Genomic DNA, 26,670 nt, shown 5'->3' on the forward strand with positions numbered 1-26,670 from the left:
ACCACTGAACATTGGCGCCGCTCGTTGTATGCATCAATCAGCTCGTGGCCGGCGCCATCACAAACATCCCCCACAGCATCAGCAATAACAGCGGAATGGAGAGCAGGACAAAAGCGCCGTTCCAGCCAAACGCCACCAGCCAGCGTGACACCTGCCCGAATCGTGACAGCAACATAACAGCCGGGCCGAACGGCGACAGCATCATGGCCAGGGAGAAACCAATCACCAGGGCGACCGCAATCGGCAGGGGGTTCACACCCTCGGCGACCAATTGTGGCATCAACCCCGCCTGAACACTCAGCACAGTAATCGGGATGATGCCGATGGCTGAGAGCATCGGCATCATTAGTAACCCACACACTGCCAGTAAAAATACTCCCAGTTCACCAGTGGCCATGCCTGCCAGGGCATCCGCCGGAATCACCGAGACCAACGCCACGCCTAACCCGGCGGAACCTGCGAAGATAGACATCTCGTTGCTCATACCGAGCATATTGTCAGTGGCTTCCCGTATCGCCATAGCTGGCGAGCGATCGTGCCAGAACATATAAAGAAGGGTGGCCACCGGCACCGTCAGCATGGCGGCCACCGACACCTTCAGTTCCGTTAACTGCACCAGCAGTCCCATCGACGTAAAGATAACCAATACCAGCAATACTAGCCGCCCACTTCCGGCCGGCCAGGCTTCCAGCGGTTCGCGCTCAACGCTGACCCTACGAAAACGCTTATGCTCCAGCCCCCATCCCACCAGAACCAGCAATACCGCACTGCCAATGCCATAGGGCAGCAGGCCCGACCAGCTCAGGGAGGGTACTTCACGGGTAATAATGGCGACCGCAACACTGGTTGGCGCTACCAGCGGCACCAGCGCAAATCCTCGTAATGTACTGATCAGCACACTGCGCAACCAGCGCACCCGCGAAGCCCCGGTAATACCCCGCTGCCGCAGGGTGTCCGACAGCGTGCCACAAAGCAGGTTCATCACGCCGAAGTTCAGCACTGACGCAATGCCACAACTCACCACCGCGTATTTCGGGTACAGCAACGCCGGGCGACCACCTAGCAGCACATCGTGTATACGCTGCAGCACCTCGAGCCGGCGAACCAGGCATTGCATCATCCCCAGGCTTCCCAGGAACGCCGCATAAAAAGCAGCGTTAGACGCGGCACGAATCAGATCCTCGGCTGCCAGTTGCCGGATGAAACCCAGATAACCGATTACAACCAGCGAGATCAGGAACAGGTAACGGGAATACGATTGCAGCCGCCTCAGCGCTATCAAGAAATAAAGCACAAACAACACACCCGCAAAGGTACTTAGCGTTATGCTGGAAAGGCAAAGCGCCAGAAGTTCCAGAAAAACCGCAGCAGGAACCAGAAAACGGCTCATAGCAGATTGCTGCCCTTCGTTGATGGTATCGGTTGCATTTCAAACAGCCCCGGATTAGTCTTCAACAGTCAATATACAAAACTTAGTTCCGCTATACGAAACTATATCAACATTAATGACATGACAAGCCCAACCCTTCCCTCGTTACAAACGGAAGATCACAATGGAAAGAGCAACCGACTAATTTTTTGAGGAGACATACCATGGCTTCTGCACCTTGGGATGACCTGCTGCAATTCGATAAACAACTGGATGAAACCGAGCGCCAGGTTCGGGACAGCATTCGTTCGTTCTGCGATCAGCGTCTGATGCCTGGCATTACCGAAGCGAACCGGCATGAGAAGTTCGACCGTTCCATTTTTACCGACATGGGCGAGCTGGGCATGCTCGGCGCCACCCTGCCGGAAGAATACGGCGGCCCCGGCCTGAACCACGTGTGCTATGGCCTGATCGCCCGTGAAGTGGAACGGGTGGACTCCGCGTACCGCTCAGCACTGAGTGTCCAGTCGTCCCTGGTTATTCACCCGATTCACGCCTTTGGCCAGGAAGCTCTGAAAAAACGCATCCTGCCCCAACTGGCATCTGGCGAAAAGGTAGGCTGCTTTGGCCTGACCGAGCCCAACCACGGGTCTGACCCGGGCAACATGGAAACCCGCGCCAAGAAAGTCGACGGCGGCTATCTGGTCAGTGGTTCCAAGACCTGGATCACCAACTCACCCATTGCCGATGTTTGCGTGGTCTGGGCCAAACTGGAGGGCAAAATCACCGGTTTCGTCATCGAACGTGAAGGCGCCAAGGGTCTGGACACGCCGAAGATTGACGGCAAGTTTTCCCTGCGCGCTTCCGAGACCGGTTCCATCTTTATGGACGAGGTCTTTGTGCCGGACGAGAACAAGCTCGACGTAGAAGGCCTGAAAGGGCCGTTCAGTTGCCTGAACAAGGCCCGTTTCGGCATCAGTTGGGGCTCCGTGGGCGCCGCCGAGTTCTGCTGGCATGCAGCACTCAATTACACCCTCGAGCGCAAGCAGTTTGGCAAGCCGCTGGCGGCCAACCAGCTGATTCAGAAAAAGCTGGCGGATATGCAGACCGAAATCACCCTGGGCCTTCAGGGTGCCTTGCAACTGGGCCGTATGATAGACGCCGGCAACTACTCGACAGACGCCATCTCCATGCTCAAGCGCAACAACTGCGGCAAGGCCCTGGACATCGCACGGGTAGCCCGTGACATGCACGGCGGCAATGGCATCTCCGACGAATACCATGTCATCCGCCACGTGATGAACCTGGAAGCGGTGAATACCTATGAAGGTACTCACGATGTCCACGCCCTGATTCTTGGCCGGGGACAGACGGGGATTCAGGCCTTTAGCTGAACCTGCCGCCCATCGTTCAAAAAGCAGAGCCTCGGCTCTGCTTTTTTGTGGACATAGAAAAGTCCCACAGCAGGACGGTGCCTTTGGAACCAACAAGGCAGTGAAATCAAATTTTGGTGCGAGTTGTAGTTACTCTGTGTTTTCTTGTTTCATTATCATTGACAGGAACGCAATCCATAAAAGATCATTGAGTAATTCTGCTATGCGGTATATATTTTCGCTGTAATGCATTTACGAGGTTGATTCGATGAACATGAACTACACCGCCGAGGAACTCGCCTTCCGTGACGAAGTGCGTGCGTTCCTGGATGAAAAGCTGCCGGCCGACATCGCCGCCAAAGTGAAAGGATTCCGCCGCCTGTCCAAAGAGGACCATCAGCGCTGGCAGAAAATCCTTTGCGAGCAGGGCTGGTACGCGACCCACTGGCCGGAAGAGTACGGCGGTGTAGAGTGGACGCCGGTGCAGAAGCACATCTGGGACGAAGAGTCCTGCCGTTACGGCGTTCCCCGCTCCATCCCGTTCGGGGTGAATATGGTGGCGCCGGTGATCATCAAGTTCGGCAGCGAGGAACAGAAACAGACGTACCTGCCGCGCATCCTCAGCGGCGAGGACTGGTGGTGCCAGGGGTATTCCGAACCCGGCGCGGGCTCTGACCTGGCGTCTCTTAAAACCCGTGCTGTGCGTGATGGCGACCATTACATTGTTAACGGCCAGAAAACCTGGACCACCCTGGGCCAGCACGCCAACATGATCTTCTGCCTCGTGCGTACCAACACCGAGGTCAAGAACCAGGAAGGCATTTCCTTCCTGCTCATCGACATGAACACACCCGGCATTACCGTGCGCCCCATCATCACCCTGGATGGCGAGCACGAAGTCAACGAAGTGTTTTTCGAGGACGTGAAGGTGCCGGTGGAGAACCTGGTGGGCGAAGAGGATAAAGGCTGGACCTACGCCAAGTATCTTCTGACCTACGAGCGCACCGGCCTGGCCGGTATCGGCATGTCCAAGGCAGCACTGTCGAACCTGAAGAACCTGGCATCACGCCGCCTGAAAAATGGGCGACCGCTGCTTGAGGATCCGTCATTCAGCCAGCGCATCGCCAAAGTGGAAATCGACCTCACGGCAGCCACCATCAGCAACCTGCGGATTATTGCCTCTGTTGAAGGGGGCGGTGTGCCGGGTGCAGAAAGTTCCATGCTGAAAGTAAAAGGCACCGAGATCCGCCAGTCCATCAATGATCTCGCCCGCCGCGCGATCGGGCCCTATGCCCTGCCGTTCCTCGAAGAGGAGATGGATATGGATTACGAGGGCGACTTCCTGTCGGATAAAGATGCAGCTCCACTGTCGGCCCAGTACTTCAACAACCGCAAGCTGTCGATCTTCGGCGGATCCAACGAGATCCAGAAGAACATCGTGTCGAAAATGATTCTCGGGCTTTAAGGAGACGACCATGGATTTCCGACTTAACGAAGAGCAGCAGATGCTGCAGGACACCGTGGAGCGGCTGGTGCGCGGTGAGTACAGTTTTGAAAAGCGCCTGGCGTTCAGTGAGACGGAACTGGGCTTCAGCGCCGATTTCTGGCAGCAACTCAGTGAGCTGGGCCTGACCGCCGTACCTTTCTCCGAGGAACTGGGTGGCTTTGGCGGCGGCGGTGTGGAAGTTCAGTCCGTTATGACTGAGCTGGGCCGCGGGCTTTGCCTGGAGCCTTATGTACAGTCCATCATTCTGGGCGGCGGCCTGATTGGCCAGGCAGGCAACGACAGCCAGAAAGACACCTGGCTGGCCGGCATCGCCAGCGGCGAACTGAAAGCTGCGGTCGGCCTGCAGGAGCCTCAGAGTTTCTATGACCTGAATAACGTGGAAACCCGCGCCGAGAAAAACGGCGAGGGCTATGTCCTGAACGGCCGCAAGGCCGTGGTGATCAGCGGCCACTGTGCCGACCTGATCGTGGTGTCCGCGCGCACCTCAGGCGACGCCCGCGATGCCGACGGCATCAGCCTGTTTGCCCTGAGCCCGGATACCGCTGGCGTTGAGCGCCGAGCTTACCCCACTATCGACGGCTCCCGCGGCTGTGACATTACCCTGAACAACGTCCAGGTCGGTGCCGACGCGTTGCTGGGAGAAGAAGGCAAGGCTGCCGGGGTGATCGAATATCAGGCCGGTCGCGCCATCGCTGCCATCTGCGCCGAGGCTGTGGGTGTCATGGAAATGGCCAATGAGCTGACTCTGGATTACCTCAAACAGCGCAAGCAGTTTGGCGTGCCTATTGGCCGGTTCCAGGTGCTGCAGCACCGTATGGTGGATATGATGTCGGAACTGGAGCAGGCTCGTTCCATGGCAATTCTTGCCGCCAGCGTCGCCGACAGCGAATCGAGTGATGAACGCCGCCGCGTGCTGGCCGCTGCCAAGAACGTAATCGGCCGTGCCGGTCAGTTTATCTCCGAGGCCGGCATTCAGTCCCACGGTGGTATCGGCATGACCTGGGAGTACAACTTTGCTCACTACGCGAAGCGGCTGATCGCCATCAATCACCAGTTGGGCGATGACGATTTTCATCTGGAGCAATACGCCACCCTGTTACAGGCAGGCTAACAGACTGGGGCTCTCATCATGACGACAACCGACGATCATTCATCACAGCGGGATCTGAGAAAAGCCGAATGGAAGGTCCGTACCGAGCTGGCCGCCGCCTATCGGCTGGTGGCGCTGTTTGGCTGGGACGACCTGGTATTCACCCACCTCTCTGCGCGGGTGCCGGGGCCGGATCATCATTTCCTGATCAACCCCTATGGGCTTCTGTTCCATGAAATCACCGCGTCGTCACTGGTGAAGGTGGATAAGGATGGCCAGGTGGTGGAGTCTGGTGGCCTCGCCCGTGTTAACCCGGCTGGATTTACCATTCACAGTGCCGTTCACATGGGCCGCGAGGATGCCGGGGCGGTGATGCACCTGCACGCGCCGGATGGGGTGGCTGTGTCGGCCCATCGGGATGGTCTGTTGCCCTTGAGCCAGACGGCGATGTTGTGCCTGAATCATCTGAGCTATCACGATTATGAAGGTGTGGCGCTGAACCTGGATGAGCGGGAGCGGCTGATCAGGGATCTGGGTGACAAGTCGATGATGATGCTGCGCAATCACGGTGTGCTGACGGCAGGCAAGGACGTGCCGGAGACGTTCACCTATCTGTATTTCCTGATGAAGGCCTGCGAGATCCAGGTCAAGGCCCAGAGCTGCGGGCCAACCTGTATGCCGTCAGAGCAGGCCATTCAGACAACCGCTGACCAGTCTCAGTCGCTGGGTAGTGCAGCGGCATTGACCTGGCCCGCATTGGTTCGGCTTCTGGATAGCAAGAGTCCCGGGTACGCTGTTTGAGTCTCTGACTTTGCACCTTGTGCGCCATGGAAGCAGATATGCTCTCTGTTGAATTAAACGATCTTGAACATTTTTGCGGCACTACCATTGGCTACAGCCCTTGGAAAACCGTCACCCAGGAGATGATCCAGGCGTTTGCGGACGCCACCGGCGATCACCAGTGGATTCACCTGGACGTAGAGCGGGCCACGCGGGAGACGCCGTGGAAAAGCCCAGTCGCTCATGGATTTCTGACCGCGTCGCTGATTCCACTGCTGAATCAGGAGGTCATTGATGTGCTGGGGAAGAGCGCCAGTATTAACTACGGCATCAACAAACTGCGCTTTCCTGCTGCGGTGAAATCCGGAGCGGATATCCGTAGCAAGATGGAATTGCTGGATGTGTCCAGAGTGGATGATCAGCGCACGCTGGCCATTTACCGAACCACCCTGGAAATCCGTGGAGAGGACAAGCCGGCTTGTGTGGCAGAGAATCTGGTGATGTACGTGGCCTGAGCGGCCAGAAGCCCAAAACAACACTAAAAAGGGGCCCTTGGGCCCCTTTTCTGATTCAGATGGGTGCTGATGCTCCCATCACTTGATCTCTTCCCGAACAATCTCGCCGTCTTTCACCACGGCCAGGGTTGTCTCCGTCACGAAACCACCGTTTTCGGAGACTTCGGTGACTTCGTACGGGTTCTTGCGGGTGTCCATGTTTTTCAGGGCATCGCCGATCGCCGCGCGGATGGTTTTCGGGTCGGTGGACTCGGTGGCGTCCATGGCTTCCACCAGGGCGTGCAGCGCCAGGTAGTTATAGGCGGCTTCGGAGCCAGGCATTTTGTCGTACTCGGCCTTGTAGCGCTCAATAAAATCTTTGGCCGCTGAGGTGTCATAGACGCTCAGTGGCACCACGCCGATGGCGCCTTCCACCATGTCCAGGCCACCGGCTACCTGGGCCACTTCGTCAATCTTGGCCTGGTCCATCACGATAAAGCCGCCCTGGAAGCCCATCTGGCGGGCCTGTTGCACCACCAGCCCCGTGGGCTCGGAGGCGCCGCCCACAAACATCACGTCCGGGCTTTCTGAGATGATACGACTGACACCGGTAAAGAAATCCGCCGATTTGTTGTAGTCCATGGGGTTGTCAGAAACCACTTCTCCCCCTTTGGACTCCCACTCTTTCTTGATCATGGCGCCCCAGATCTTGGCGTACTCGTGGGTTGCGCCTCCCATGCCCAGCTTCTTGCCCTCGTGTTCAAGGGCGTAGTTGGTAAAGGCCCGAACGTAGCCATCAAAGGTGGGAGGGATACGCAACGTCAGGCTGTTGCCCTTTTCGGTGATGCTGGGCACGCTGGAGTAGGCCATCACCAGAAAATTGTCTTTCTCGTTGAAGTCCTGGAGGGCAAAAATGCCACCGGAGTGAGGCACGAACACCGCCGACACGTTGGACTCCTGCTTCAGTCGCTTGGCGTTGGTGGCCGCCTGCGCCGGTGAGTAACGATCGTCCAGGGGGACCAGGTTGACCGTGGTCTTTTCGCCGTTCAGGTCAAAACCGCCCGCCGCGTTGATTTCCGCCACCGCCATTCGCAGTCCAGACAGCGTGTTTTCACCATACAGTGCTGCGCCGCCGCTTAACGGGCCGGTGAATCCAATGTTGACTTCGCCCGCCATTGCACCGGCGGACAGGCTCATACCCAGGGTTGCCGCGGCGACAGCCTGACCCAGTTTTCTGGCTATTATCATTGTTGTCTCCTGGTTGTGTAGTGCATGTCACTCTGACTGTTATTTTAGGCCTGTCAGGCCCCGATATACGCCTTGCGGACCTGTTCATTGCCCAGCATCGCCTCCCGGTCGCCTTCCATGACCAGATGGCCGTTCTCCATAACGTAAGCACGGTGGGCAATCTTCAGGGCCGCAAACGCATTCTGCTCTGCCAACAGCACGGTTGTGCCCAGGCTGTTGATTTGTTTGACGGTTTCGAACACTTGCTTGACCACCAAGGGGGCCAGGCCAAGGGATGGTTCGTCCAGCATTAACAAGCGGGGGCGGCTCATCATGGCGCGGCCGATGGCCACCATTTGTTGCTGACCTCCAGACAACGATCCGGCAGGCTCGTCGGCCTTGTCTGCGAGGATCGGGAACAGCTCCAACACTTCGTTCAGGCGCTTGCGGTTGCCCCGTCGATCACGCCGGTGCACGTAGGCTCCCATCATCAGGTTCTGCATGACGCTCATCTGCGGAAACAGTTTGCGTCCCTCCGCACACTGCACCACACCGCTGGCAACCACCGCACTGGCTTTCATACCGTTGAGCTGTTTGTCTTCAAACTGGATCTCGCCGGCCGCCGGCTTCACCAGGCCACTAATGGCATTGAACAGGCTGCTTTTACCGGCGCCATTGGCCCCTAGCAGAACAACCAGCTCCCCGGCGTCGACGGTCATCGAAATATCGGTCAGTGCCTTGAAGCTACCGTAGCAGACGTCCACCTGATTAAGCTGCAGCATCTTCGTCACCTCCCAGGTAGGCCTCGATCACCACCGGATTATTGCGCACCTCTTCCGGCGTGCCCTCGGCAATCTTTTCACCGTGGTCCAGCACCATAATCTTGTCCGCCAGGCTCATGATCATGTCCATCTTGTGTTCGATCAGGCACACGGTGAGCCCTTTCTCATCCACCATCTTGCGCATCAGCGCGGCGAATCCGACGGTTTCTTCCGGATTGACCCCGGCCGCCGGTTCATCCAGCAGGACGATCTTGGGGTCGGTCGCCAGTGCCAGCGCAAAGGCCACCCGCTTGCGTTCTTCCTGGGTGATGTCGGCGATAAACTGCCCGGCAACGTGGGCAAGGCCCACAAATTCCAGGGCTTCCATGGCCTTGTCCCGCGCAGCCTTCTCTTCACGTTGCAGGCGTTTACTGTTGATCAGCACGTCCCACAGCCCGGATTTCGTCCGCAGCCGGTGCCCCACGATCAGGTTGTCCAATACGGTTGCCTGCTCAAACAGGTTGGTTGTCTGGAAGGTCCTGCCCACACCCAGGCGTGCGACCTTGTCGCTGGGCAGATTGGTGACATCCACGCCGTCCAGCAGGATACGGCCGGAGCTGGGCTGGTGCAGGCCGGAAATAAGGTTGAAAAAGGTGCTTTTGCCAGCACCATTGGGGCCGATAATGGCGTTGATCTTGCCGGTTTCGAACTCCACCGACACATCGTTCACCGCCGCCAGACCGCCAAACATTTTGGTGACGTGTTCTACCTTAAGCATTGCTCTCTGCCTCCCGGTTCTGCGCAGTGTTGACCTTGTTCTCCTGGCGCTTTTTCGTGGGTGCCAGTGCCTGAGACTTGCGATGCATCCAGGTCAGGAAGGAGCCGGTGATGCCCCGGGGGAAGAAAATCACCAGCAGCACCAGCAGTGGCCCGAAGATGATCATTCGGTACTCTTCCAGGAACTGCAGTGACTGGGTGATCCACACGATACCCACGGTGCCCAGCAACGGCCCCATGATGGTGCCGATGCCGCCCACCAGTAGATAGGTGATCATGTCGAAGGTGTGGTTGATATTGGCCTCTTCCGGGCCGATGAAACGGACCATGCCGGCATACAGGGCGCCTGCCAGGCCGGCATAGGTCGTGGACAGCACAAAGGCCAGGACCTTGTTCCGCATCAGGTTGATACCGAGTGACTGGGCCAGTTCGTCACCGTTGCGGATGGCTATAAAGGTCCGACCCAGCAGGGACTTAGACAAACGCCCCATGAACCAGATTGCGAACACCAGGAAGGCCAGCACCAGGTAATAGAATGGGGTGGTGTCTGTAAAGTCCACCAGCCCAAAGCCATAGGGCGCGGCGATGTCTCGGACACCAATGGCTCCATGGGTCAGCTCTTCCCACTTGTCGATCAGCAGGTAGATGATGAAGCCCACACACAGGGTGAAAATGGCAAAGTAATGCTCTTTCAGGCGCAGCGAGACGATGCCGACAAGGAACCCGAGCACCGCGGTCATCACCAGCGCTCCCAGGAAGGCCGGCCAGAAGCTCCAGCCATAGTCGGCAGTGAGCAGGCCAAGAGTGTAGGCACCGATGGCAAAAAAACCGCCGTGGGCCAGGTTCAACTGGCCGCAAAAACCGGTAATGATGTTCAGGCCGTAGACCGCGATCGCCCAGACAAAGGCGGTAGCCATCACGTACACCTGGTACTCATTCGCGGCGACCAGCGGGAACAGTATGGCGAAGGCCAGCATCAGGTACTTGGCGGCTGGCGTCATCAGCAGGGAAGCGACTTTGAACATGATCAGTGCGCCCCCTTCGCAAACAGGCCGTGTGGACGGACTGACAGAATCAGCACCAGCAATCCAAAGGCAATGATGTCCTTATAGGACGTCGAGATGTAGAAGCCTCCGAGGGCTTCGGCGAAACCGATAATCATGCCACCGGCAATGGCGCCGGGCACGCTACCCATGCCACCAAGTATGATAATAACGAACGCCTTCATGATGACCAGATGCCCCATGGCGGGATACACCAGGTTGATGGGCGCGTAGAGGGTGGCGGCAAATGCGGCCAGCATGCCCGAGATCGCAAACGTCATCATCGCCACCCGGTTGGCATCTATGCCCACCAGGAAGGCACCGTCCCGGCTCTGCGCCATGGCGATAATGGTCGCCCCCGTCATGGTCTTCCGCAGGAAAAGCTGCAGGGCCACTACCAACACGAACGCTCCCGCAATGATCAGCAGGCGCTGTTCAGGAATAATCAGTCCGTCGAAATTCATGATGCCGGTAAACGGCGATGACATGCGGCGGAAGTCCGATCCCCAGAACATCTGCACCACCGCTTCCAGGAACAGCAGAATACCGATGGCGGCGATCTTGTCGTGGATCGGTGGCGAATGCCTCAGCGGATGGAACACCAGGCGCTCACACAGTATCGCCAGGACAGCGACCACCGCGGCCGAACCGGCCATGGCGATCCAGTAATGCGCCCCCAGATCCACCATGAAAAAGTAGGACATGAATGCCCCGACCATGTAGAGCGCGCCGTGTGCAAAATTGGGGATATGAAGTATCCCGTAAACCAGGGTCAGGCCCAGGGCTACGAGACCGTAGATACTCCCCAGGGTTAACCCATTGACGATTTGTTGTAAGAAAAGGCTCAAGTGTGCTCCTCCGCTGTTTTATTGTTGTAACAAGTTATGCGGTTTTGGGCAGGGCCTTGCGACCCATCTATCAGCTTGATGAGACAGTTACACCGGATGCCTCAGTTGTCAATATTTAGAATTTGGTTTCGCAGTGCAGAATATTAATCCTGAATTTGAAAGTTAAGCTTTGGTCTTCCACTCCTCTTCCTGAAGCGCACGCCACATCAACTTACCCGTGGGTGACTTAGGCAACTCATCCACAAACTCAATGATTTCAGGCACTTTGTAAGCAGCCATCTGTTCCTTGCACCAGCTGACGATATCCGCTTCGGATGCGTCTGCCTCCGGCGTCAGTACGATGCAGGCTTTCACGGTCTCCCCGCGTTTGGGGTGGGGCGATGAAATGACACACACTTCGTGGATGCCCGGGTGCCGGTACATCAGTCCTTCCACTTCCGAGGGCCACACTTTGAAGCCGGACGCGTTGATCATCCGTTTGACCCGGTCCACCATGAAGAAATAGCCCTCTTCGTCGTAATAAGCGAGGTCACCGGTGCGGAAAAACCGTTTGCCGTCAATGTCGACGAACGCCGCCTCGGTTTCAGCCGGGCGATTCCAATACCCCTGGGTTACCTGGGGGCCGTTGGAGACAATTTCCCCCACCTCGCCCGGGCCTTTCTCTTCCAGGGTCTCAACGTCAATGATGCGGCTATCCACATCAAACACCGGAATGCCCAGACACTGGGGTTTGGGATGTTTGGACGGGTTGATGTGGGTGGCGGCCATGGTTTCCGACAGGCCATAACCCTCGATGTAATCCAGACCGGTCATGGTCTTGAGTTTGGCAGCCACTGCTTCCGGCATCGCCGCTCCGCCACCACCGATGGTGTTGAGGCTGGAGAGATCGTATTGGCCAATCTCCGGATTCGACAAAAAATCCACCGCCATGGTGACAATGTTGGTCCAGCCGGTGACCTGGTAACGTTCTATCAGCCGGGCGGCGGTTGTGCGATCCCAGCGCGTCATAATGATGGTGGTTGAACCGCTGTAGATGGGGCTGTTCATGGAGCCGGTCATACCGGTCACGTGGAAGAACGGCAACGTCGCCAACTGGACTGTGTTGGCGGTGCTCAAATTCCAGAACGCCCGGTGAACCGCTGTGGCCATAACGCTGCGGTGGGTATGCATACAGCCCTTGGGCGCACCGGTGGTCCCGGAACTGTAGGGAATCACCGCCAGGTCGTCCGGGCCGGCTGTGTGCTCTGCCGGCTTGTGATCCCCGGTCAACGCCTGTTCCCAGCTCACCACGCCCGGAACGTCTTTGGACCAGGCCGGTGCGGCCACCTCCGCCGGCAAATCCAGGTCGGTGTCCTTATTGATGTAGGTGTTATAGGACGCCACCACCACCTCTTCAAGATCCGTGCTGTCCAACATCGGCAGGATAAACGCGGCCAGTTCCTGACCGGCCAGGCAGACCCTTGAACCGGTATCCGCAATGTAGTGTTCCAGCTCAGCAGCCCGATTCATCGGATTCACCGGAATCACCACCGCGTCGGCACGGAGTATGGCGTAGTAGGCAATGACATACTGGGGAGAGTTCTGCATGTAGAGCAGAACACGATCACCTTTCTCCACACCCTGCGCCTGAAGATAACCCGCCATCGCTTCGACCTCAGCCAACAACTGACTGTAACGCATCGGTGCATCGTAATAGATGACGGCCGTGTGGTCCGGGTACCGCAGAGCTGAGATTTCCAGGTTGGTGAAAACGCTTGTGTCAGGCAGCGTCATGGTTTTTGGCAACTCTTTTGGCCAGACGCTGTGGTGGCGTGTAAATGTCATTGTTGTGATCCTCTCAGTCAATTCAGTGAGCCGCAGCAGCAGCCAGATCGAATGTTCCAGCCCCCCCGGGTAAGGCTTCCCGGTGACGCAATGGCGTTATCGCAATGGCTTTTTCCCGCAGCACGGTAACGTCCTCATCCGGTGCGGTAATGTGCCGGGAGCTGCGATCGAACCCGAGCCACCAGTAAGGCAGGTTGCGGGCGTCCTGACCTGCCAGCAGGCGGGGCCGCTGAATGGAGCCGGTGGATTGGTTGCACCATTGCGCCTGCTGGATCACACCGGCTTCGCAGGCCGGAAAGTTCACATTCCAGGCACGGTTCTCGCCGGGTTGCCAGAGCTTGCGAATGACCTGCTCACCAAACACCGACACCGGCGACCAGTCAACGCCCTCCCGGCTCAGGAAAGCCTGGCTCAGTGCAATGGCAGGTATGCCCATATGCTCGGCGCTGAGCACCGCGCCCACGGTTCCGGAGTACTGCACTGAATCACTGATGTTGGCGCCGCAGTTGACCCCGGACAGCACCAGATCCGGCGGGTTGTCGCCAAACCATTTGGCCATCGAGTACAACACACAGTCTGCGGGCGTACCGGACACGGCGTAGCGTTTTTCACCGTTTTCATACACCCGTAGCGGATCGTGGATGGAGATACTCTGCCCGGCGCCACTGCGATCATGCTCCGGCGCCACCACCCAGACCTCTTCCGCCAGGTTGCGGGCAATACGTTCAAGAATCGCCAGGCCCGGTGCGTTGATGCCGTCATCGTTGGTAATCAGAATGCGACGGACCATCGGTTCCGTGATTGCAGCAGGCTCACTCATGACCGGTCTCCTTCACTGGCTATTTTCCAGCCCGCTTCCGCCAGCTGGCTCGCACGTTTGCCCACCTGCAGGGCATCGGCATTGGCGGCATTACCCTGCAGCGCGCGGGCATAGACCCCCTGAACAATCGCCGCCAGACGGAACAGGGAAAACGCCAGAAACACATGCCAGTCGGCAATGCCATCGCGACCGGTCTGTTGGCAGTAACGGGCAATGGTTTCCTGCTCAGTGGGAACGCCCAGGGCTTCCAGATCCTCCCCTGACAAACCGCGGGAACCTTCCATATCCGAAGGCAAATGGTACGGCAGGCAGTAATAGGCAAGATCCGCCAGCGGATGACCAAGAGTGGACAACTCCCAGTCCAGAATGGCGATCACTTCCGGTTTGTCCGGCGCCAACATCAGGTTGCCAAAGCGGTAGTCACCATGGGCAATAGCGCACTCATCGGTGGATGGCAGGTTTTTCGGAAGCCACTCCATGAGTTTGTCCATGGCGGGCTGTTCGTCCGTTTTGGACGCCAGGTACTGCTTGCTCCAGCGCGCGACCTGCCGAGCGACATAACCTTCGGGTCGACCATAATCACCCAGGCCCACCGCATTCACGTCTACCGAATGCAGTGCCGCCAGGGTATCAATGGCCGACAGGTGCGCCGGCATCCGCTCCTGACGATTCAGCGCCCGCAACGCCGGGTGGTTGACTATGCGGCCTTCCAGAAAGTCCATGACGTAGAACGGCGTACCGATGATGTTGCTGTCTTCACACAAAGCCCGGGTGGCCGGCACGGGCACGCTGGTGTGTTCGGACAAAGCGCGCATGACTTTGTATTCCCGCTCCACCATGTGAGCGGAGGGCAGTGTTTTCCCGGGCGGCTTTTTGCGCAGAACGTATTGGCCGCTGTCGGTGTCCAGCAGAAACGTGGGGTTCGACTGTCCGCCCTGGAATTGCTGTACGTCCAGCTTGGTACCGAAACCTGGTATGGCTTGCTGTAGCCAGGTACGGAGGCTGTCTTCATCAAATTGGTGGGCTGGCAAAACGTCTACCAACTCTGGGTTCATGGTCATCTTTTCTGTTGCCTTCATTTATTACATAGTTGCCCGGCATTGGGGGGCAGCGGCCGGCGGGTGGGGGTGTCTTTCTTCCGGGAAAAAGAACTCGCTGCGCTCGGACACCTTTTTCCCTGCACAAAGGCACCCCCACCCACCTGCCTCGGCGTGCTTTCGGTGATGCCTTCTTAACAAATGGTTTCGCCGCCGTCGGCTACGATGACCTGTCCGGTGACGTAGGCACTCGCCTTTGTTGACAGGAAGACGGCCAAGCCGGCGATGTCGACCGGGTCACCGATTCTGCGCAGTGGGGTTTTGTCTTCGGCGCGTTTAACGCGGACCGGGTCTTCCCACAGGGCTTTGGCAAAGTCGGTTTTGATCAGGCCGGGGGCGATGCTGTTCACTCGAATACCCTTTGGCCCCCACTCCACTGCCAGATTCCGGGCCAGCGCCGCTTCCGCTGCCTTGGAAACACCGTAAGTACCGATGGTGGTATTGCCGCGGATTCCGGCGATGCTGGACAGAAGAACAACCGCACCTTCACCCTTCTCGGCCATCTGCGGCAGCACCATGTTGGTGAGCCAGAAGGTGCCTTTGACGTTGGTGTCCATGATCTTGTCCCAGGCTTCGTCGGTCATTTCGGCGGTGGTGCCGTAGACCGGGTTGGTGGCGGCGTTGCACACCAGCACATCGATAGAACCCCAGGCTTCGTTGGTTTTATCCACCAGGTTCTGCAGGTCTTCCTTCTTACCCACATGGCAGGGAATGGCGATGGCTTCGTAGCCCTGCTCTTTCAAATCGTTGGCGACCTGTTCACAGGCATCGGCCTTGCGGCTGGAGATGACAACTTTGGCACCCAGGCGAGCCATTTCTTCGGCGATGGAACGGCCGATGCCTTTGGTGGAACCGGTGATCAGGGCAACTTTTCCGGTCATATCAAAAAGCGGATTTACCATCATTCGATCCTCATGCACTGAAGCATGGGAGTGGCCGTGGTGGTGTCCTTCCGGGACTGTGCAAAACAGGGATGTTTTGCTCAAGCCTACATGGACGTATTCACGGCGTGTCGCGGAAGGACACCACCACGGCCGCTCTCCCCCTGATTCAGAGGTTGTCGTATTAGCGGTATTGGCGAAGTTCGATCTTGGCAACAGAATCCAGATGCACCTCATCCGGCCCGTCCGCCAGCCGCAACGTCCGCACCTTGGCCCAGGCTTCGGCCAGGAAGGTGTCCTGAGACACACCCGCGCCACCGTGAACCTGAATGGCGCGATCCAGCACCTTCAGCGCCATGCTCGGCGCGATCACCTTGATCATCGCAATCTCCTGACGAGCCACCTTATTACCTACGGTATCCATCATGTGCGCCGCTTTCAGGGTCATCAGCCGAGCCTGCTCAATCTCCATGCGACTGCGGGCAATATCCTTGCGAATGGAATCGAAACTCGACAGCGGCTTACCGAAAGCCTCGCGGGCATTGGCACGCTTGCACATCAACTCAAGGGCACGCTCGGCAACCCCGATGGTGCGCATACAGTGATGAATACGGCCAGGCCCAAGGCGGCCCTGGGCAATTTCAAAACCACGGCCCTCACCCAACAGAATGTTGTCCACCGGCACCCGCACATTGTCATACTGAATCTCAGCGTGACCGTGAGGGGCATGGTCATAGCCAAACACCGTCAGCGGACGGATCATCTTCACGCCCGGCGTGTCCAGCGGCACCAGAATCATCGACTGCTGCTTGTGCTTCTCAGCCCCCGGATCGGTCTTGCCCATAACAATCGCGATTTTAGAGGTGGTGGTCATGGCACCTGACGACCACCACTTACGGCCATTGATCACATACTCATCGCCTTCGCGACGGATTTCACAGGCAATATTGGTGGCGTCGGAAGAGGCCACGTCAGGCTCGGTCATGGAGAAACAGGAACGGATTTCGCCATCAAGCAGGGGCTTCAGCCACTTGTCCTGCTGATCTTTGTTGCCGTAGCGGGCAATGGTTTCCATGTTGCCGGTGTCCGGCGCGGAACAGTTGAACACCTCCGGCGCCATGGCCGAGCGCCCCATGACTTCACACAGATGGGCGTACTCATAGTTGGTCAGACCGGCGCCGAATTCGCTGTCGGGCAGGAACAGGTTCCACAGCCCAGCGGCTTTCGCCTTGACCTTCAACTCCTCGACGATCGGTACCGGAGCCCAGCGATTCTCCGCCTGCTCGACCTGTTCATGGTGCTTGTGCTCATTCGGGTAAATATGGGCGTCCATGAATTCGTGAAGCTGTGCCTGCAGTTTTTTGGCTTTGTCAGACAGCTCAAACATTCCAGTACCTCATTGGTTGAAGGATCAGATTGGCACGCCTTCCGGTTTCTCACTCCCGGAGCGAATGCGGAAGGTGCCTTCGGCTATGGCCAGGAGGTTACCCTTGTCGTCGTGAACCTCTCCGGTGCTGTTGAAAATCCGGGTGCCGCCCGCCCGTCTGCGGCCGGTGACCCGGATAGTCCCACCGGAACACTGCCCGGTGAATGTTGTCGTTAGCGACAGTGTGATGGCCTTGCGTACCCGGCCGGGATACGGGCAGTAGGTGCCGGCCTCTGCCATTGCGATATCCAGCAGGGACGTCAACACACCGCCATGGATTACACCACCCAGATTGAGGTGACAAGGCTGCAACTCCAGGCCAATCACCGCTTCGTTCTCCTCCCAGGACACCTGGCGATACCCCAGCAGGTTGTGAAATCCAGGCAGGTCCTGGCCACCACGGATATGCAGGCTGTCTTCACTCATTACACTTTCATTCCAGGCAGGTTAAGAGAGGCGGTATTACCACCGTTTACGGGCAGAGACTGACCCGTGATGTAACTAGCGTCATCACTGGCCAGGAACAGGATGGCGGCGGCAATTTCTTCCGGCGCACCATAGCGCCGCAATTCACACCGTGATCCCAGTTTATGGGCTTTCTCGTTGGCGCGGGCATAGTCAAAAACCGCCTGGGTCATGCCGGTTTCCACCAGCCCCGGACACACCGCATTCACGCGCACGTTGTCGTCACCGAGATCGCAGGCAGCGGTCATGGTAAGGTTGATGACACCGGCCTTGGACGCGCTGTAAGCATTACCACCGGCACCGGAGCGAATGCCCGCCACCGAGGCAGTATTCACAATCGAGCCCAGTTTGCGGGCCTGCATGTGGGGCGCAACATGCTTTATGAACAGCATGGTGCCGATCAGGTTCACCGCCAACACTTGTTCCCATTCACCCCGGTCGTTGCCGGCAATATCGGGGTGACCACCACTGGTGCTGGCGATGCCGGCAACGTTGCACAGCACGTCAATGCGTCCGAAGGTCGAGACAGTTTCGTCCACCAGTGCGCTGACCTGCTCTTCATCAGCCACGTCTCCAATGCGACGCAGGGTTTCCGCTCCCTCGGGCATCAGACCCTCGGTATCCAGCAGGCCCGCTTCGGACATATCCATCATCACCACCTGCGCGCCCTCCCGCGCCAGGCGAACCGCCGTGGCCCTGCCGATACCACTGCCGGCCCCGGTGACGATGGCTACCCGCTTGTCGAAACGCCCCATGCCGATGCTCCTTTTTATAGTTTGTTGCGTCGTCGCGAATTCACCTTCTACTGTAATTTGTCACGCCTTCCGGTTTTGAGTCAATATATTCGGAAGTAAATTTCACTAGATAAAACACCGGAACTACAATAGGCGAAAAAATGAAAAACACGCAGCACATGCCCGTCTACGCCCCCACCGATCCTGACGAGTCCATGGAGGCCATTGGCCAACGCATCCAACACCTCGCCCTAGAACGTCCGGACCATATCGCACTCATTGATGGTGAGACCCCACTCAGCTGGCAGGCGCTTGTCAGGCAAGCCAACCGCATTGCCAACCGGCTGCGATCTGCTGGCCTGAAACGGGGTGATGCCGTAGCGGGATTGTCAGAAAACAGCACCCACTATGTTGCTCTGTATCTGGGGACGCTGGTGGCCGGCGGTTGCATGGTGCCGCTCTCGGGCATGGCGAGTGGCAGCAGCCTGGCACTGATGCTGAACGATTGCAGAGCCCGCTTCCTGTTTGTTTCCAAGAAGAACATCGAGCTGTTTGAAGGCATTGCCGACAAGCTCGATACGCTCGGGCACGATCAATGTATAGGGCTCGACGGTCACGGCCCGGGGATATGTCAGGATCTTGAGTCCTGGCTGGGTGAAATTGGCTCGGAGGCCCGCCCGGTACCCGTCACCCTGGATGATCCGTTCAATATCATTTACAGCTCCGGCACCACCGGCACCCCCAAGGGCATTCTTCACGATTACCGTTTCCGCCAGCGCCAGATGGTCCGAATGAGCCGCTTTGGGCTCGATGGCGACGCCATTAACCTGGTGTCCACGCCGATGTACTCCAACACCACGCTGGTATCTGTACTGCCAACCCTGTTCTACGGCGGCACCCTGGTGCTGATGGCAAAGTTTGATGCCCGGCGGTTCCTGGAAATGGCTGAACGCTATCGCGTGACCCACGCCATGCTGGTGCCGGTCCAGTACCAGCGCATTCTCGCCGATCCCGAATTCGATCGCTTCGACCTGTCTGCATTCCAGCTCAAGCTATGCACCAGCGCTCCCCTGAGGGCGAACGTCATCCGGGAAGCTATGGAACGCTGGCCTGGCAACATCCGCGAGGTGTATGGCCTGACGGAAGGCGGCATATCCACCAGCCTGGACTGCGTGGCCCACCCGGACAAATGGGACTCCGTGGGAAAACCCACCGAAGGCGCGGAAGTTCGGGTAATTGATGAGGAGGGCAACGAGCTGCCCCAGGGCGAGACCGGGGAGATCGTGGGCCGCGCCATTTCCATGATGCGGGGTTATATCAACCGCGAGGAACAAACCCAGACTATGCTCTGGACCAGCCCCGAGGGCCTGGCCTTCTATCGCAGCGGTGATATGGGCCGAGTCGACGAAGAAGGTTTCGTGTATATCCTGGACCGCCGTAAGGACATGATCATCTCCGGCGGCTTCAACATCTACGCCGTGGATCTCGAAACGGTACTGCTGGCCCATCCCGCCGTCGCCGATGTAGCGGTGATTGGCATTCCCAGCGAGCAATGGGGCGAAACCCCGCTGGGGCTGGTGGTGCGCAAACCCGGCTGCACAGAGACTGAAGCTGAGATCCTCGAGTGGGCCAATGACCGACTGGGCAAAGCCCAGCGCCTGGCCGCCATTGAGTGTCGCCCGGATCTGCCCCGATCTACCATTGGCAAGGTGTTGAAGCGTGAGTTGCGGGCGCCTTACTGGCCCTGATCTAGCCCTTACCCATTCGCGCAAGGGCCGCCCGGCAGTCCTCAGACCGTAGTCTGTCGGAAAACACGGCGCGCTCCCTTTCAAGGGCCTCGCTCACCGCTTCCCGCCAGGGCGCCTTGATGAGGCGCTTGGTGGCCCGCAGGGCTTCCCGGGGTTTAGCCGCGAGGGCGCCAGCCTGTGCCAATGCCTCATCCACTGCCAGCCCATCATCAACCACATGACTGACCAGTCCACATTCCCTGGCTTCCTCGCCGTCAAGGGTGTCACCCATCAGCAGCAGATCCGCGGTACGCCGGGAACCCAGATGCAACGGCATGGTCACGGTAGAAGCCGCCTCCGGCACCAGCCCCAGATCCACAAAGGCGGTTTTGAAACGCGCGGAGCGGCCAGCGATGACGGAGTCACAATGCAACAACAGGGTAGTGCCGATCCCGATGGCAAGTCCTTCCACCGCAGCAATGATGGGCGTATCGCAATCCATCAGGGCTTCGATGAAGGCCAGAGCCGCAGAGGGCTTGGGATTTTCATCCGTGGCGCGGGCGCGGAAATCATCGAGATCATTGCCGGCGGTAAACACACCACCGTCACCGCTGAGCACGATGGCATGCACGCTGGCATCTGCCGCTGCTTTGCTCACGCCTTCGGACAGCGCCCGGTACATATCGCGAGTCAATGCATTTTTCTTGTCCGTCCTGCTGATCACCAGATGGGCCACACCTGGCTGGTTTTGGGTGATGATCACGATGAATGCCTCCATGGACTAAACTTTGGTAATGGAATATCGGCCACCATCCTATTGCAAAAAGCAAAGTGTATGATAGATTCGGATACACGGATTCATTCTGCAGTCACCAGTTCCGCACAGTGAAATCACGAACAGGACGTCCAACACAATAACGATCGAGGTCCAGCAATGAAGATACTAACCACCGCCAGAAAAACCCTGATCACATACGGTTCTGCCCTGACCCTGGGCCTGACCGCCGCACTGGCCAGCGCTCCGGCAGCTGCCGCTGAAGAAAGCTTTACCTGGAAGGTCCAATCCCATTGGCCTGGCTCCAGCAGTTCCTATGAAGACAGCCTGGTTCGACTCAAGACCATTCTTGAAGAGCGCACCGATGGCCGTCTGGAGCTGGAACTTTACGAAGCAGGCTCGCTGTTTAAAGCCAAGGAAATCTTCAACGCTGTCAGCCGGGGCATCCTGGAAATGGGCACCATCTCTCCGGCTTATGCCCAGGACAAGATCACCCTCGCGGGCATTGCCTCGGGCCTGCCGTTTGCCTTCCGCAATGTCTGGGAAGCCGCCTATTTCCACCAGGGCCTCGGTTTCGAACAGATGCTTCGCGATGAAGCTGCCAAGCACAATGTCTATTGGGCGACTGACAAGGTCTACCCCACCGAGATGGTGGTCAAGCAACCCATTAACAGCTGGGATGACTTCACCAAGCTGAAAATCCGCTCCTCCGGTGCGCTACAGAGCTTTCTGACCGACGCTGGTGCCGCCGCATCCTACATCCCGGGCAGTGAACTTTACTCCGCCCTGGACTCCGGCATTGTTGACGGTGCCCATTGGGGGGCCTCCCAGGGCGCATTCAGCATGGGCCTGTATGAAGTGGCCAAATACCACGTACAGCCAGCACTGAACATTGCCGGCACCGACGTCATCATTGTCAGCCAGAAAGCGTTGAACAAGCTGCCCGAGGATATGCAGAACATCGTCAAGCAGGCCCTTGAGGAGCAATTCTGGTTCCGTACCAATGAGTATCAGTACAAGGAACGCATCACGCTGGCCAAGGCCATCAGCGAACACAATGTTCAGGTCAACACCTTGCCGGAGGACGTTCAGAACCGTCTGACCCAGACCGCACAGACGTTGTGGGATGAGGAAGGCAAGCGCAGCGACAACGCCCAGAAGGCGCTGGACATGCTGAAAGACTATCTGTCAGAGCTGGGCTATCTGTAAACGCCTGACACCTGAAACCGGCCGGGCCCGCTTTTCAGGCCCGGCTTTGCTTTTGAACGAACCGTTTCCCGGAGAATACCAATGGGTGTGTTGAGCGCATTCATGAGAGGGGTTACCCGTCTCAATGATGTCATCGGGCGCGGGATAGCGCTGATCGTTTTTGCCATGTTCGCATTCCTGATCATGGAGGTGGCGTTTCGCTATCTGTTCAACTCGCCCACGGTATGGACCAACGAACTGACCCAGATGCTGTTTGGCATCTACGCTGTCATGTCCGGGGGTTACATCATGGCTCACCGTGGCCATGTGAACGTTGATCTGCTGCACTCACACCTTCCGCCCCGCGGTCGGGCCGTGCTCGACATTCTGACTTCAACAATATTCTTTATATTCACCCTGGCCCTGCTGTACTTCGGCTACGACATGGCTAGCGAGTCCATTGCCAGCTGGGAAACGTCCTATTCCGCCTGGAACCCGCCTATCTGGCCGGTGAAAGCCGCCATTCCGCTGGGTACAGGCCTATTGGTTCTGCAAGGCATCGTCAAGTTACTGGAAGATATCGCAGTGGCCTTCAACCTCAGTTACTACACCCCCGAATCCCAGGACGACGCTAAAGGAGAGCCATTGTGAGCATTGAAATCCTCACGTTGCTGTTCTTCGGCTCCCTGCTGTTTTTCCTGCTTCTCGGCCTGCCACTGGCTTTTGTGCTGGGCGGCGTATCCGTTGTCTTCCTCTACTTCACCTGGGGATTCGACTCCTTCTATATGGTGTCCTCGCAGATCTGGGGCACCATGGAAAGCTTTACCCTGGTGGCGATCCCCCTGTTCGTCTTCATGGCGATGATTCTGGAGCGAACCGGGGTTGCCAAAGACTTGTACCGCATGATGCATCTTTGGTGCGGTGGCCTGAGGGGTGGCCTCGCCATTGGCACCCTTGGTATTTGCGCCGTTTTTGCAGCTATGGTTGGCATCAGTGGCGCAGCGGTCGTCGCCATGGGCACCATCGCACTGCCGTCGATGCTTGAGCGGGGCTACGACAAGAAGATGGCCCTGGGTGTGATCAACACTGGCGGGGGCTGGGGCATACTGATTCCTCCCAGCATTCTAATGATCCTCTATGCCCTGATTACCGGTGTGTCGGTAGGCAAAATGTTCGCTGCCGGCATCATGCCCGGTATTCTGCTGATGGTACTGACCGCCATCTACATCCTGGTGCGCTGCCACCTGCAGCCCGAACTGGCCCCCGCGCTGCCCCAGGAAGAGCGTGGCACCTGGCCGGAGAAGTTGCGCGCCCTGCGGGCGGTACTGCTGCCCATCGGTGTTGTGATCATGGTTCTGGGCTCCATCATTGGCGGCATTACCACGCCAACCGAAGCCGCCGCCATGGGCGTGCTCGGCGCCCTGATATCCGCTGCGGTGTACCGTCAGTTCAAGTGGAGCATCCTGCAGGAAGCGGCGATCCGCACCTTCAAGCTCACCGGTATGATCATGTGGATCCTGTTCGCAGCCCACGCCTTCAGTGCTGCCTATCAGAGCATGGGGGCCCAGGATCTGATCGAGGGGCTGATGAATATGATTCCCGGCGGCCCCTGGGGCATCATCGTCGCCATGATGGTGATCGTGTTCCTGCTGGCCATGGTGCTGGACCCGGTCGGCATCATGTTGATCACCCTGCCGGTATTCATGCCCATCGTTGAGTCCCTGGGATTTGACCCGATATGGTTCGGCATCCTGTTCGTGATCAATATGGAAATCGGCTACATGACGCCACCTTTCGGTTTCAATCTGTTCTATCTGAAAGGGGTCGTGCCACCGAGCATCACCATGAAGGATATCTACTCATCAATCATTCCCTTTGTGATTGTTGAAATTGTGGGGCTGGGGTTGATCATGATCTTCCCGCAAATTGCCACCTATCTGCCGGATCTGCTGTTCTGAGCCGAGCCTGATCATGGCGGATCATAACCCTGTGTGGGTTGTTGCAGGCGGTTTAACAGAGGACTACCTTTAGGGAATCCCGATCAATGGAACCGGGATTCCCAATCACAAGGAGACGTTCTCATGAACCGATTCAGCCCTGCCTTAGTGCCCCTGCTTCTCCTGCTCTTGCTTGCCCCCTTCGCGGCCCAGGCTGAGACCCTGACCGACCAGACCATCCGCTCATTCATCAGCAGTCTGGAAACCCTTCAGGGGATGGAGAGTGAATTCGATGAGATGACGGAGGATTTCCCGGCCGAGAAAGGTGAGCGCGGTGGCGAGATGCCAGACATGTCGCGAATATTCTCATCGTCCATCGAGCGCATGAAGGGCCATGACCTATACAACCGGTTGGAAGACGTGGTGGAGCAACACGGATTCGCCAATCCCGAGTCGTGGGCGAAAACCGGTGACCGCATCTTCCAGGCCTGGAGCGCCCTGGAAATGGGCGAGCAGTCCAACACCATGAATCAGGAAATGGCCAAAGCCATGGAAGAGATCAACAACAATCCACACATGAGCGAAGCCCAAAAACAGCAGATGCGGGACATGATGGGTGGCGCCATGTCTGCCATGGAAACGGCAAGCAACGCACCGGAAGCCGACAAGCGTGCCCTGCGACCGCACCTGGACGCACTGCGCGCCGCAACCGATTCAGACCGTTAAGCAGCGCCCCGAATCGAGTAGGAGGGGGAGTTACCTCCCCCGTCCTCTCACACCACCGGGCATACGGTTCCGTACCACGGCGGTTCATGGTCGGCTCTGAAGCCGAGTCATCGTATCCAGCAAGCTTACCAGAGACAGACGGTCGAATACCCTCTTAGGCAGGGCCGCGTTCATATGAGTCGCGCCACTGTTCCACCAGGGTCCACGACCATTGGTCGCGCTCCTCCAAGCCCTTATCTCAGTCAAGCCTAGCCGTACCAGGTTGCGGGCCCGCGTGCGGGTCCGCTTCCACTGCTGCCACAGGATCAGGCGAAGCCGCCGTCTTATCCAGCCATCCAGGGCTTCGACCGAACGCTTCGAGGCGGTCAGGCGATAGTAATTTGCCCAGCCTCTCAGCACCGGGTTCAGGTTCCGGATGGTGGTCGTCAACGACTGTCCCCGTGACCGTTTCAGCAGGGGGCGAAGCTTGGCCATGAAGGCCTTCAGGCTTTTGGGCGCGACTCTCAACCGGACCTGACGTTTATGCCAGCTCACGCTGTAACCCAGAAAGCTCCGACGCCAGGGGCGGTCCACGGCGCTTTTCACCGTATTCACCTTCAGGCGCAAGCGCGTTTCCAGGAAGTGGGTAATACTGGCCATCACCCGTTCGCCGGATCTTTTGCTGCTGACGTAAATGTTGCAGTCGTCCGCATAGCGGCAGAACCGGTGTCCCCGCCGCTCCAGCTCCCGATCCAGTTCGGTCAGGAGCACGTTAGAGAGCAAGGGCGACAGGGGGCCGCCTTGCGGCGTGCCTTCCCGTCTCGGGCTGACCAGTCCTCCTTCGAGCATGCCGGCTTGCAGGTAACGCCGGATCAGGGTGAGTATCCGCCGGTCGGCTATGCGACAAGCCAGCAGGCTCATCAGCACATCGTGGTTGACCCGGTCAAAGAACTGGGCCAGATCCAGATCGACCACCCAGCGGTGGCCGTCGTTGATGTGTTGCTGCATCGCCTTGACCGCCTGGTGGGCACTTCGACCGGGGCGGAACCCATAGCTGTGATCCGAGAAGGTCGGTTCCAGCGTCGGGCTCAGCACCTGGTGAAGGGCTTGTTGGATCAGGCGGTCCTGCACCGTTGGGATACCCAGTGTCCGCTCCCCGCCTTGCGGCTTGGGGATACTGACCCGGCGGACCGGTTGAGGATGGTAGTCTCCGGCCAACAGCCGCTCGCGCAGCGTTGGCCAATGCTGTTGCAGGTGGCCCTTCAGGGCCATCACCGGCATCTGATCGACACCGGCGGCACCCTTATTGGATACCACCCGCTGATACGCACGCATCAGGTTCGGGCGCTCAAGCACCTGTTCCATCAGCGTGTTCGGCTCCGCGTTCGTCCACGAGTGAGCCCCCGCGTCTGCCTCGACACGGACTTCAGTCTCTGCCGGATACCGTCCAGCGCCTTCCTGAATGCCCTGCCCCATCCGGGTCGCTTCTGTCTTCATAAGCACACTACGAGAACTCATCGCCTACTAACGGCCAACCATGTTCGGCCCTTCCGTACGCGGTGACGCACCTACTATGGCCTCGGCTGAGTTCTGGCTCCCCATCCCCACCTCTCGCGAAGTGAGTAGCACAGCGGCAGAGAACCAGACTTCCCAGGGTAAGACGCGTGACCTTCACACTTATGCCCGCCGCATTTACGTCCACACCTTCCGTGCAAGTACAGGGCTTTGACGATAGTTGACGCCTTACCCGGTGTGACCGCCTCATATGCGATTTCTGTTCGTCAGGCCAGTGCTTTGCCTGCGGCTTCCTTCAGATTCCATC

At 58.1% G+C, this 26,670-nt stretch carries 25 protein-coding genes; 10 read left to right on the plus strand and 15 right to left on the minus strand.

Features of this window, described 5'->3' with window-relative positions; all coding sequences use genetic code 11:
- Nucleotides 1-37 precede the first annotated feature (37 nt).
- A complete protein-coding gene (locus tag R1T46_RS02815) occupies nt 38-1,390 on the minus strand; it encodes a hypothetical protein (RefSeq protein ID WP_317307254.1) in 1,353 nt (450 codons plus the stop codon).
- Nucleotides 1,391-1,593: 203 nt separating this feature from the next.
- Here R1T46_RS02815 and R1T46_RS02820 point away from each other — a divergent pair, with 203 nt between their 5' ends.
- The 5 genes from R1T46_RS02820 (at nt 1,594) to R1T46_RS02840 (ending at nt 6,634) form a co-directional block, all read left to right on the plus strand.
- A complete protein-coding gene (locus R1T46_RS02820) occupies nt 1,594-2,763 on the plus strand; it encodes an acyl-CoA dehydrogenase (RefSeq protein ID WP_317307255.1) in 1,170 nt (389 codons plus the stop codon).
- Nucleotides 2,764-3,010: 247 nt separating this feature from the next.
- Nucleotides 3,011-4,207: an acyl-CoA dehydrogenase family protein gene (locus R1T46_RS02825; RefSeq protein WP_317307257.1), complete on the plus strand. Its 1,197-nt coding sequence runs from the start codon at nt 3,011-3,013 to the stop codon at nt 4,205-4,207.
- A gap of 10 nt (nt 4,208-4,217) precedes the next feature.
- A complete protein-coding gene (locus tag R1T46_RS02830) occupies nt 4,218-5,360 on the plus strand; it encodes an acyl-CoA dehydrogenase (protein WP_317307258.1) in 1,143 nt (380 codons plus the stop codon).
- 18 nt (nt 5,361-5,378) lie between these two features.
- Nucleotides 5,379-6,140, plus strand: a complete 762-nt coding sequence (locus tag R1T46_RS02835; RefSeq protein ID WP_317307259.1) for a class II aldolase/adducin family protein — start codon at nt 5,379-5,381, stop codon at nt 6,138-6,140.
- 38 nt (nt 6,141-6,178) lie between these two features.
- Nucleotides 6,179-6,634 (plus strand): MaoC family dehydratase, encoded by a 456-nt coding sequence (locus tag R1T46_RS02840; RefSeq protein WP_317307260.1) that lies wholly within the window; start codon nt 6,179-6,181, stop codon nt 6,632-6,634.
- 78 nt (nt 6,635-6,712) lie between these two features.
- On the opposite strand, the gene R1T46_RS02845 is transcribed toward R1T46_RS02840, so the two are convergent.
- From R1T46_RS02845 to R1T46_RS02900, 12 genes are all read right to left on the minus strand, one after another.
- Nucleotides 6,713-7,861 carry an ABC transporter substrate-binding protein gene (locus R1T46_RS02845; protein WP_317307261.1) on the minus strand — a complete coding sequence of 383 codons (1,149 nt, stop codon included), beginning with the start codon at nt 7,859-7,861 and terminating at the stop codon, nt 6,713-6,715.
- Between the two features lie 53 nt (nt 7,862-7,914).
- A complete protein-coding gene (locus R1T46_RS02850) occupies nt 7,915-8,622 on the minus strand; it encodes an ABC transporter ATP-binding protein (RefSeq protein ID WP_317307262.1) in 708 nt (235 codons plus the stop codon).
- Nucleotides 8,609-9,379 (minus strand): ABC transporter ATP-binding protein, encoded by a 771-nt coding sequence (locus R1T46_RS02855; protein WP_288076036.1) that lies wholly within the window; start codon nt 9,377-9,379, stop codon nt 8,609-8,611. The genes R1T46_RS02850 and R1T46_RS02855 overlap by 14 nt, the downstream gene beginning before the upstream one ends.
- Nucleotides 9,372-10,403 carry a branched-chain amino acid ABC transporter permease gene (locus tag R1T46_RS02860; RefSeq protein WP_085681908.1) on the minus strand — a complete coding sequence of 344 codons (1,032 nt, stop codon included), beginning with the start codon at nt 10,401-10,403 and terminating at the stop codon, nt 9,372-9,374. Before R1T46_RS02860 ends, R1T46_RS02855 begins: the two co-directional genes overlap by 8 nt.
- A 2-nt stretch (nt 10,404-10,405) precedes the next feature.
- Nucleotides 10,406-11,269, minus strand: coding sequence for a branched-chain amino acid ABC transporter permease (locus R1T46_RS02865; RefSeq protein ID WP_317307263.1), 864 nt, complete (start codon nt 11,267-11,269; stop codon nt 10,406-10,408).
- A gap of 162 nt (nt 11,270-11,431) precedes the next feature.
- Nucleotides 11,432-13,093: a long-chain fatty acid--CoA ligase gene (locus R1T46_RS02870; protein ID WP_317307264.1), complete on the minus strand. Its 1,662-nt coding sequence runs from the start codon at nt 13,091-13,093 to the stop codon at nt 11,432-11,434.
- Nucleotides 13,094-13,115: 22 nt separating this feature from the next.
- On the minus strand, nt 13,116-13,895 hold the full coding sequence (surE, locus tag R1T46_RS02875; protein ID WP_317308252.1) for a 5'/3'-nucleotidase SurE: 780 nt from the start codon (nt 13,893-13,895) through the stop codon (nt 13,116-13,118).
- Nucleotides 13,896-13,909: 14 nt separating this feature from the next.
- Nucleotides 13,910-14,974, minus strand: a complete 1,065-nt coding sequence (locus R1T46_RS02880) for a phosphotransferase (protein WP_317307265.1) — start codon at nt 14,972-14,974, stop codon at nt 13,910-13,912.
- Between the two features lie 170 nt (nt 14,975-15,144).
- Nucleotides 15,145-15,912, minus strand: a complete 768-nt coding sequence (locus R1T46_RS02885) for an SDR family NAD(P)-dependent oxidoreductase (protein WP_041336842.1) — start codon at nt 15,910-15,912, stop codon at nt 15,145-15,147.
- Between the two features lie 163 nt (nt 15,913-16,075).
- Entirely contained in the window at nt 16,076-17,278 is a 1,203-nt protein-coding gene (locus R1T46_RS02890; RefSeq protein WP_317307266.1) for an acyl-CoA dehydrogenase family protein, read from the minus strand.
- Nucleotides 17,279-17,302: 24 nt separating this feature from the next.
- Entirely contained in the window at nt 17,303-17,743 is a 441-nt protein-coding gene (locus R1T46_RS02895) for a PaaI family thioesterase (protein ID WP_317307267.1), read from the minus strand.
- Nucleotides 17,743-18,537, minus strand: coding sequence for an SDR family NAD(P)-dependent oxidoreductase (locus R1T46_RS02900; RefSeq protein ID WP_317307268.1), 795 nt, complete (start codon nt 18,535-18,537; stop codon nt 17,743-17,745). Before R1T46_RS02900 ends, R1T46_RS02895 begins: the two co-directional genes overlap by 1 nt.
- Before the next feature lie 140 nt (nt 18,538-18,677).
- Between R1T46_RS02900 and R1T46_RS02905 the strand changes: the two genes are divergently transcribed.
- Nucleotides 18,678-20,264 carry a class I adenylate-forming enzyme family protein gene (locus R1T46_RS02905; RefSeq protein ID WP_317307269.1) on the plus strand — a complete coding sequence of 529 codons (1,587 nt, stop codon included), beginning with the start codon at nt 18,678-18,680 and terminating at the stop codon, nt 20,262-20,264.
- Between the two features lies 1 nt (nt 20,265).
- Here the strand turns inward: R1T46_RS02905 and R1T46_RS02910 are convergent, their stop codons facing one another.
- Complete coding sequence (locus R1T46_RS02910) at nt 20,266-21,006, minus strand: enoyl-CoA hydratase/isomerase family protein (RefSeq protein WP_317307270.1); 741 nt, start codon at nt 21,004-21,006, stop codon at nt 20,266-20,268.
- A gap of 171 nt (nt 21,007-21,177) precedes the next feature.
- Between R1T46_RS02910 and dctP the strand changes: the two genes are divergently transcribed.
- The 4 genes from dctP to R1T46_RS02930 all read left to right on the plus strand — a co-directional run bounded on the left by dctP (nt 21,178) and on the right by R1T46_RS02930 (nt 24,869).
- On the plus strand, nt 21,178-22,227 hold the full coding sequence (dctP, locus tag R1T46_RS02915; protein ID WP_317307271.1) for a TRAP transporter substrate-binding protein DctP: 1,050 nt from the start codon (nt 21,178-21,180) through the stop codon (nt 22,225-22,227).
- 81 nt (nt 22,228-22,308) lie between these two features.
- Nucleotides 22,309-22,857: a TRAP transporter small permease subunit gene (locus R1T46_RS02920; protein WP_317307272.1), complete on the plus strand. Its 549-nt coding sequence runs from the start codon at nt 22,309-22,311 to the stop codon at nt 22,855-22,857.
- Nucleotides 22,854-24,164, plus strand: a complete 1,311-nt coding sequence (locus tag R1T46_RS02925) for a TRAP transporter large permease subunit (RefSeq protein ID WP_317307273.1) — start codon at nt 22,854-22,856, stop codon at nt 24,162-24,164. The genes R1T46_RS02920 and R1T46_RS02925 overlap by 4 nt, the downstream gene beginning before the upstream one ends.
- Nucleotides 24,165-24,287: 123 nt before the next feature.
- Nucleotides 24,288-24,869: a hypothetical protein gene (locus R1T46_RS02930; protein WP_075195550.1), complete on the plus strand. Its 582-nt coding sequence runs from the start codon at nt 24,288-24,290 to the stop codon at nt 24,867-24,869.
- An 84-nt stretch (nt 24,870-24,953) separates the two neighbouring features.
- Here R1T46_RS02930 and ltrA read toward each other — a convergent pair whose 3' ends face one another.
- Complete coding sequence (gene ltrA, locus R1T46_RS02935) at nt 24,954-26,345, minus strand: group II intron reverse transcriptase/maturase (protein WP_127401912.1); 1,392 nt, start codon at nt 26,343-26,345, stop codon at nt 24,954-24,956.
- Nucleotides 26,346-26,670 lie beyond the last annotated feature (325 nt).

Origin of the sequence: Marinobacter salarius (assembly GCF_032922745.1) — a bacterium.
In the GTDB taxonomy this organism is placed as follows: domain Bacteria; phylum Pseudomonadota; class Gammaproteobacteria; order Pseudomonadales; family Oleiphilaceae; genus Marinobacter.

Bases quoted from the DNA above. Each gene is read 5' to 3' on its own strand.
- R1T46_RS02815 (WP_317307254.1), bottom strand. From the start codon at position 1,390: ATGAGCCGTTTTCTGGTTCCTGCTGCGGTTTTTCTGGAACTTCTGGCG.
- R1T46_RS02820 (WP_317307255.1), top strand. From the start codon at position 1,594: ATGGCTTCTGCACCTTGGGATGACCTGCTGCAATTCGATAAACAACTG.
- R1T46_RS02825 (WP_317307257.1), top strand. From the start codon at position 3,011: ATGAACATGAACTACACCGCCGAGGAACTCGCCTTCCGTGACGAAGTG.
- R1T46_RS02830 (WP_317307258.1), top strand. From the start codon at position 4,218: ATGGATTTCCGACTTAACGAAGAGCAGCAGATGCTGCAGGACACCGTG.
- R1T46_RS02835 (WP_317307259.1), top strand. From the start codon at position 5,379: ATGACGACAACCGACGATCATTCATCACAGCGGGATCTGAGAAAAGCC.
- R1T46_RS02840 (WP_317307260.1), top strand. From the start codon at position 6,179: ATGCTCTCTGTTGAATTAAACGATCTTGAACATTTTTGCGGCACTACC.
- R1T46_RS02845 (WP_317307261.1), bottom strand. From the start codon at position 7,861: ATGATAATAGCCAGAAAACTGGGTCAGGCTGTCGCCGCGGCAACCCTG.
- R1T46_RS02850 (WP_317307262.1), bottom strand. From the start codon at position 8,622: ATGCTGCAGCTTAATCAGGTGGACGTCTGCTACGGTAGCTTCAAGGCA.
- R1T46_RS02855 (WP_288076036.1), bottom strand. From the start codon at position 9,379: ATGCTTAAGGTAGAACACGTCACCAAAATGTTTGGCGGTCTGGCGGCG.
- R1T46_RS02860 (WP_085681908.1), bottom strand. From the start codon at position 10,403: ATGTTCAAAGTCGCTTCCCTGCTGATGACGCCAGCCGCCAAGTACCTG.
- R1T46_RS02870 (WP_317307264.1), bottom strand. From the start codon at position 13,093: ATGACATTTACACGCCACCACAGCGTCTGGCCAAAAGAGTTGCCAAAA.
- R1T46_RS02880 (WP_317307265.1), bottom strand. From the start codon at position 14,974: ATGACCATGAACCCAGAGTTGGTAGACGTTTTGCCAGCCCACCAATTT.
- R1T46_RS02885 (WP_041336842.1), bottom strand. From the start codon at position 15,912: ATGGTAAATCCGCTTTTTGATATGACCGGAAAAGTTGCCCTGATCACC.
- R1T46_RS02890 (WP_317307266.1), bottom strand. From the start codon at position 17,278: ATGTTTGAGCTGTCTGACAAAGCCAAAAAACTGCAGGCACAGCTTCAC.
- R1T46_RS02895 (WP_317307267.1), bottom strand. From the start codon at position 17,743: ATGAGTGAAGACAGCCTGCATATCCGTGGTGGCCAGGACCTGCCTGGA.
- R1T46_RS02900 (WP_317307268.1), bottom strand. From the start codon at position 18,537: ATGGGGCGTTTCGACAAGCGGGTAGCCATCGTCACCGGGGCCGGCAGT.
- R1T46_RS02905 (WP_317307269.1), top strand. From the start codon at position 18,678: ATGAAAAACACGCAGCACATGCCCGTCTACGCCCCCACCGATCCTGAC.
- dctP (WP_317307271.1), top strand. From the start codon at position 21,178: ATGAAGATACTAACCACCGCCAGAAAAACCCTGATCACATACGGTTCT.
- R1T46_RS02920 (WP_317307272.1), top strand. From the start codon at position 22,309: ATGGGTGTGTTGAGCGCATTCATGAGAGGGGTTACCCGTCTCAATGAT.
- R1T46_RS02930 (WP_075195550.1), top strand. From the start codon at position 24,288: ATGAACCGATTCAGCCCTGCCTTAGTGCCCCTGCTTCTCCTGCTCTTG.
- ltrA (WP_127401912.1), bottom strand. From the start codon at position 26,345: ATGAAGACAGAAGCGACCCGGATGGGGCAGGGCATTCAGGAAGGCGCT.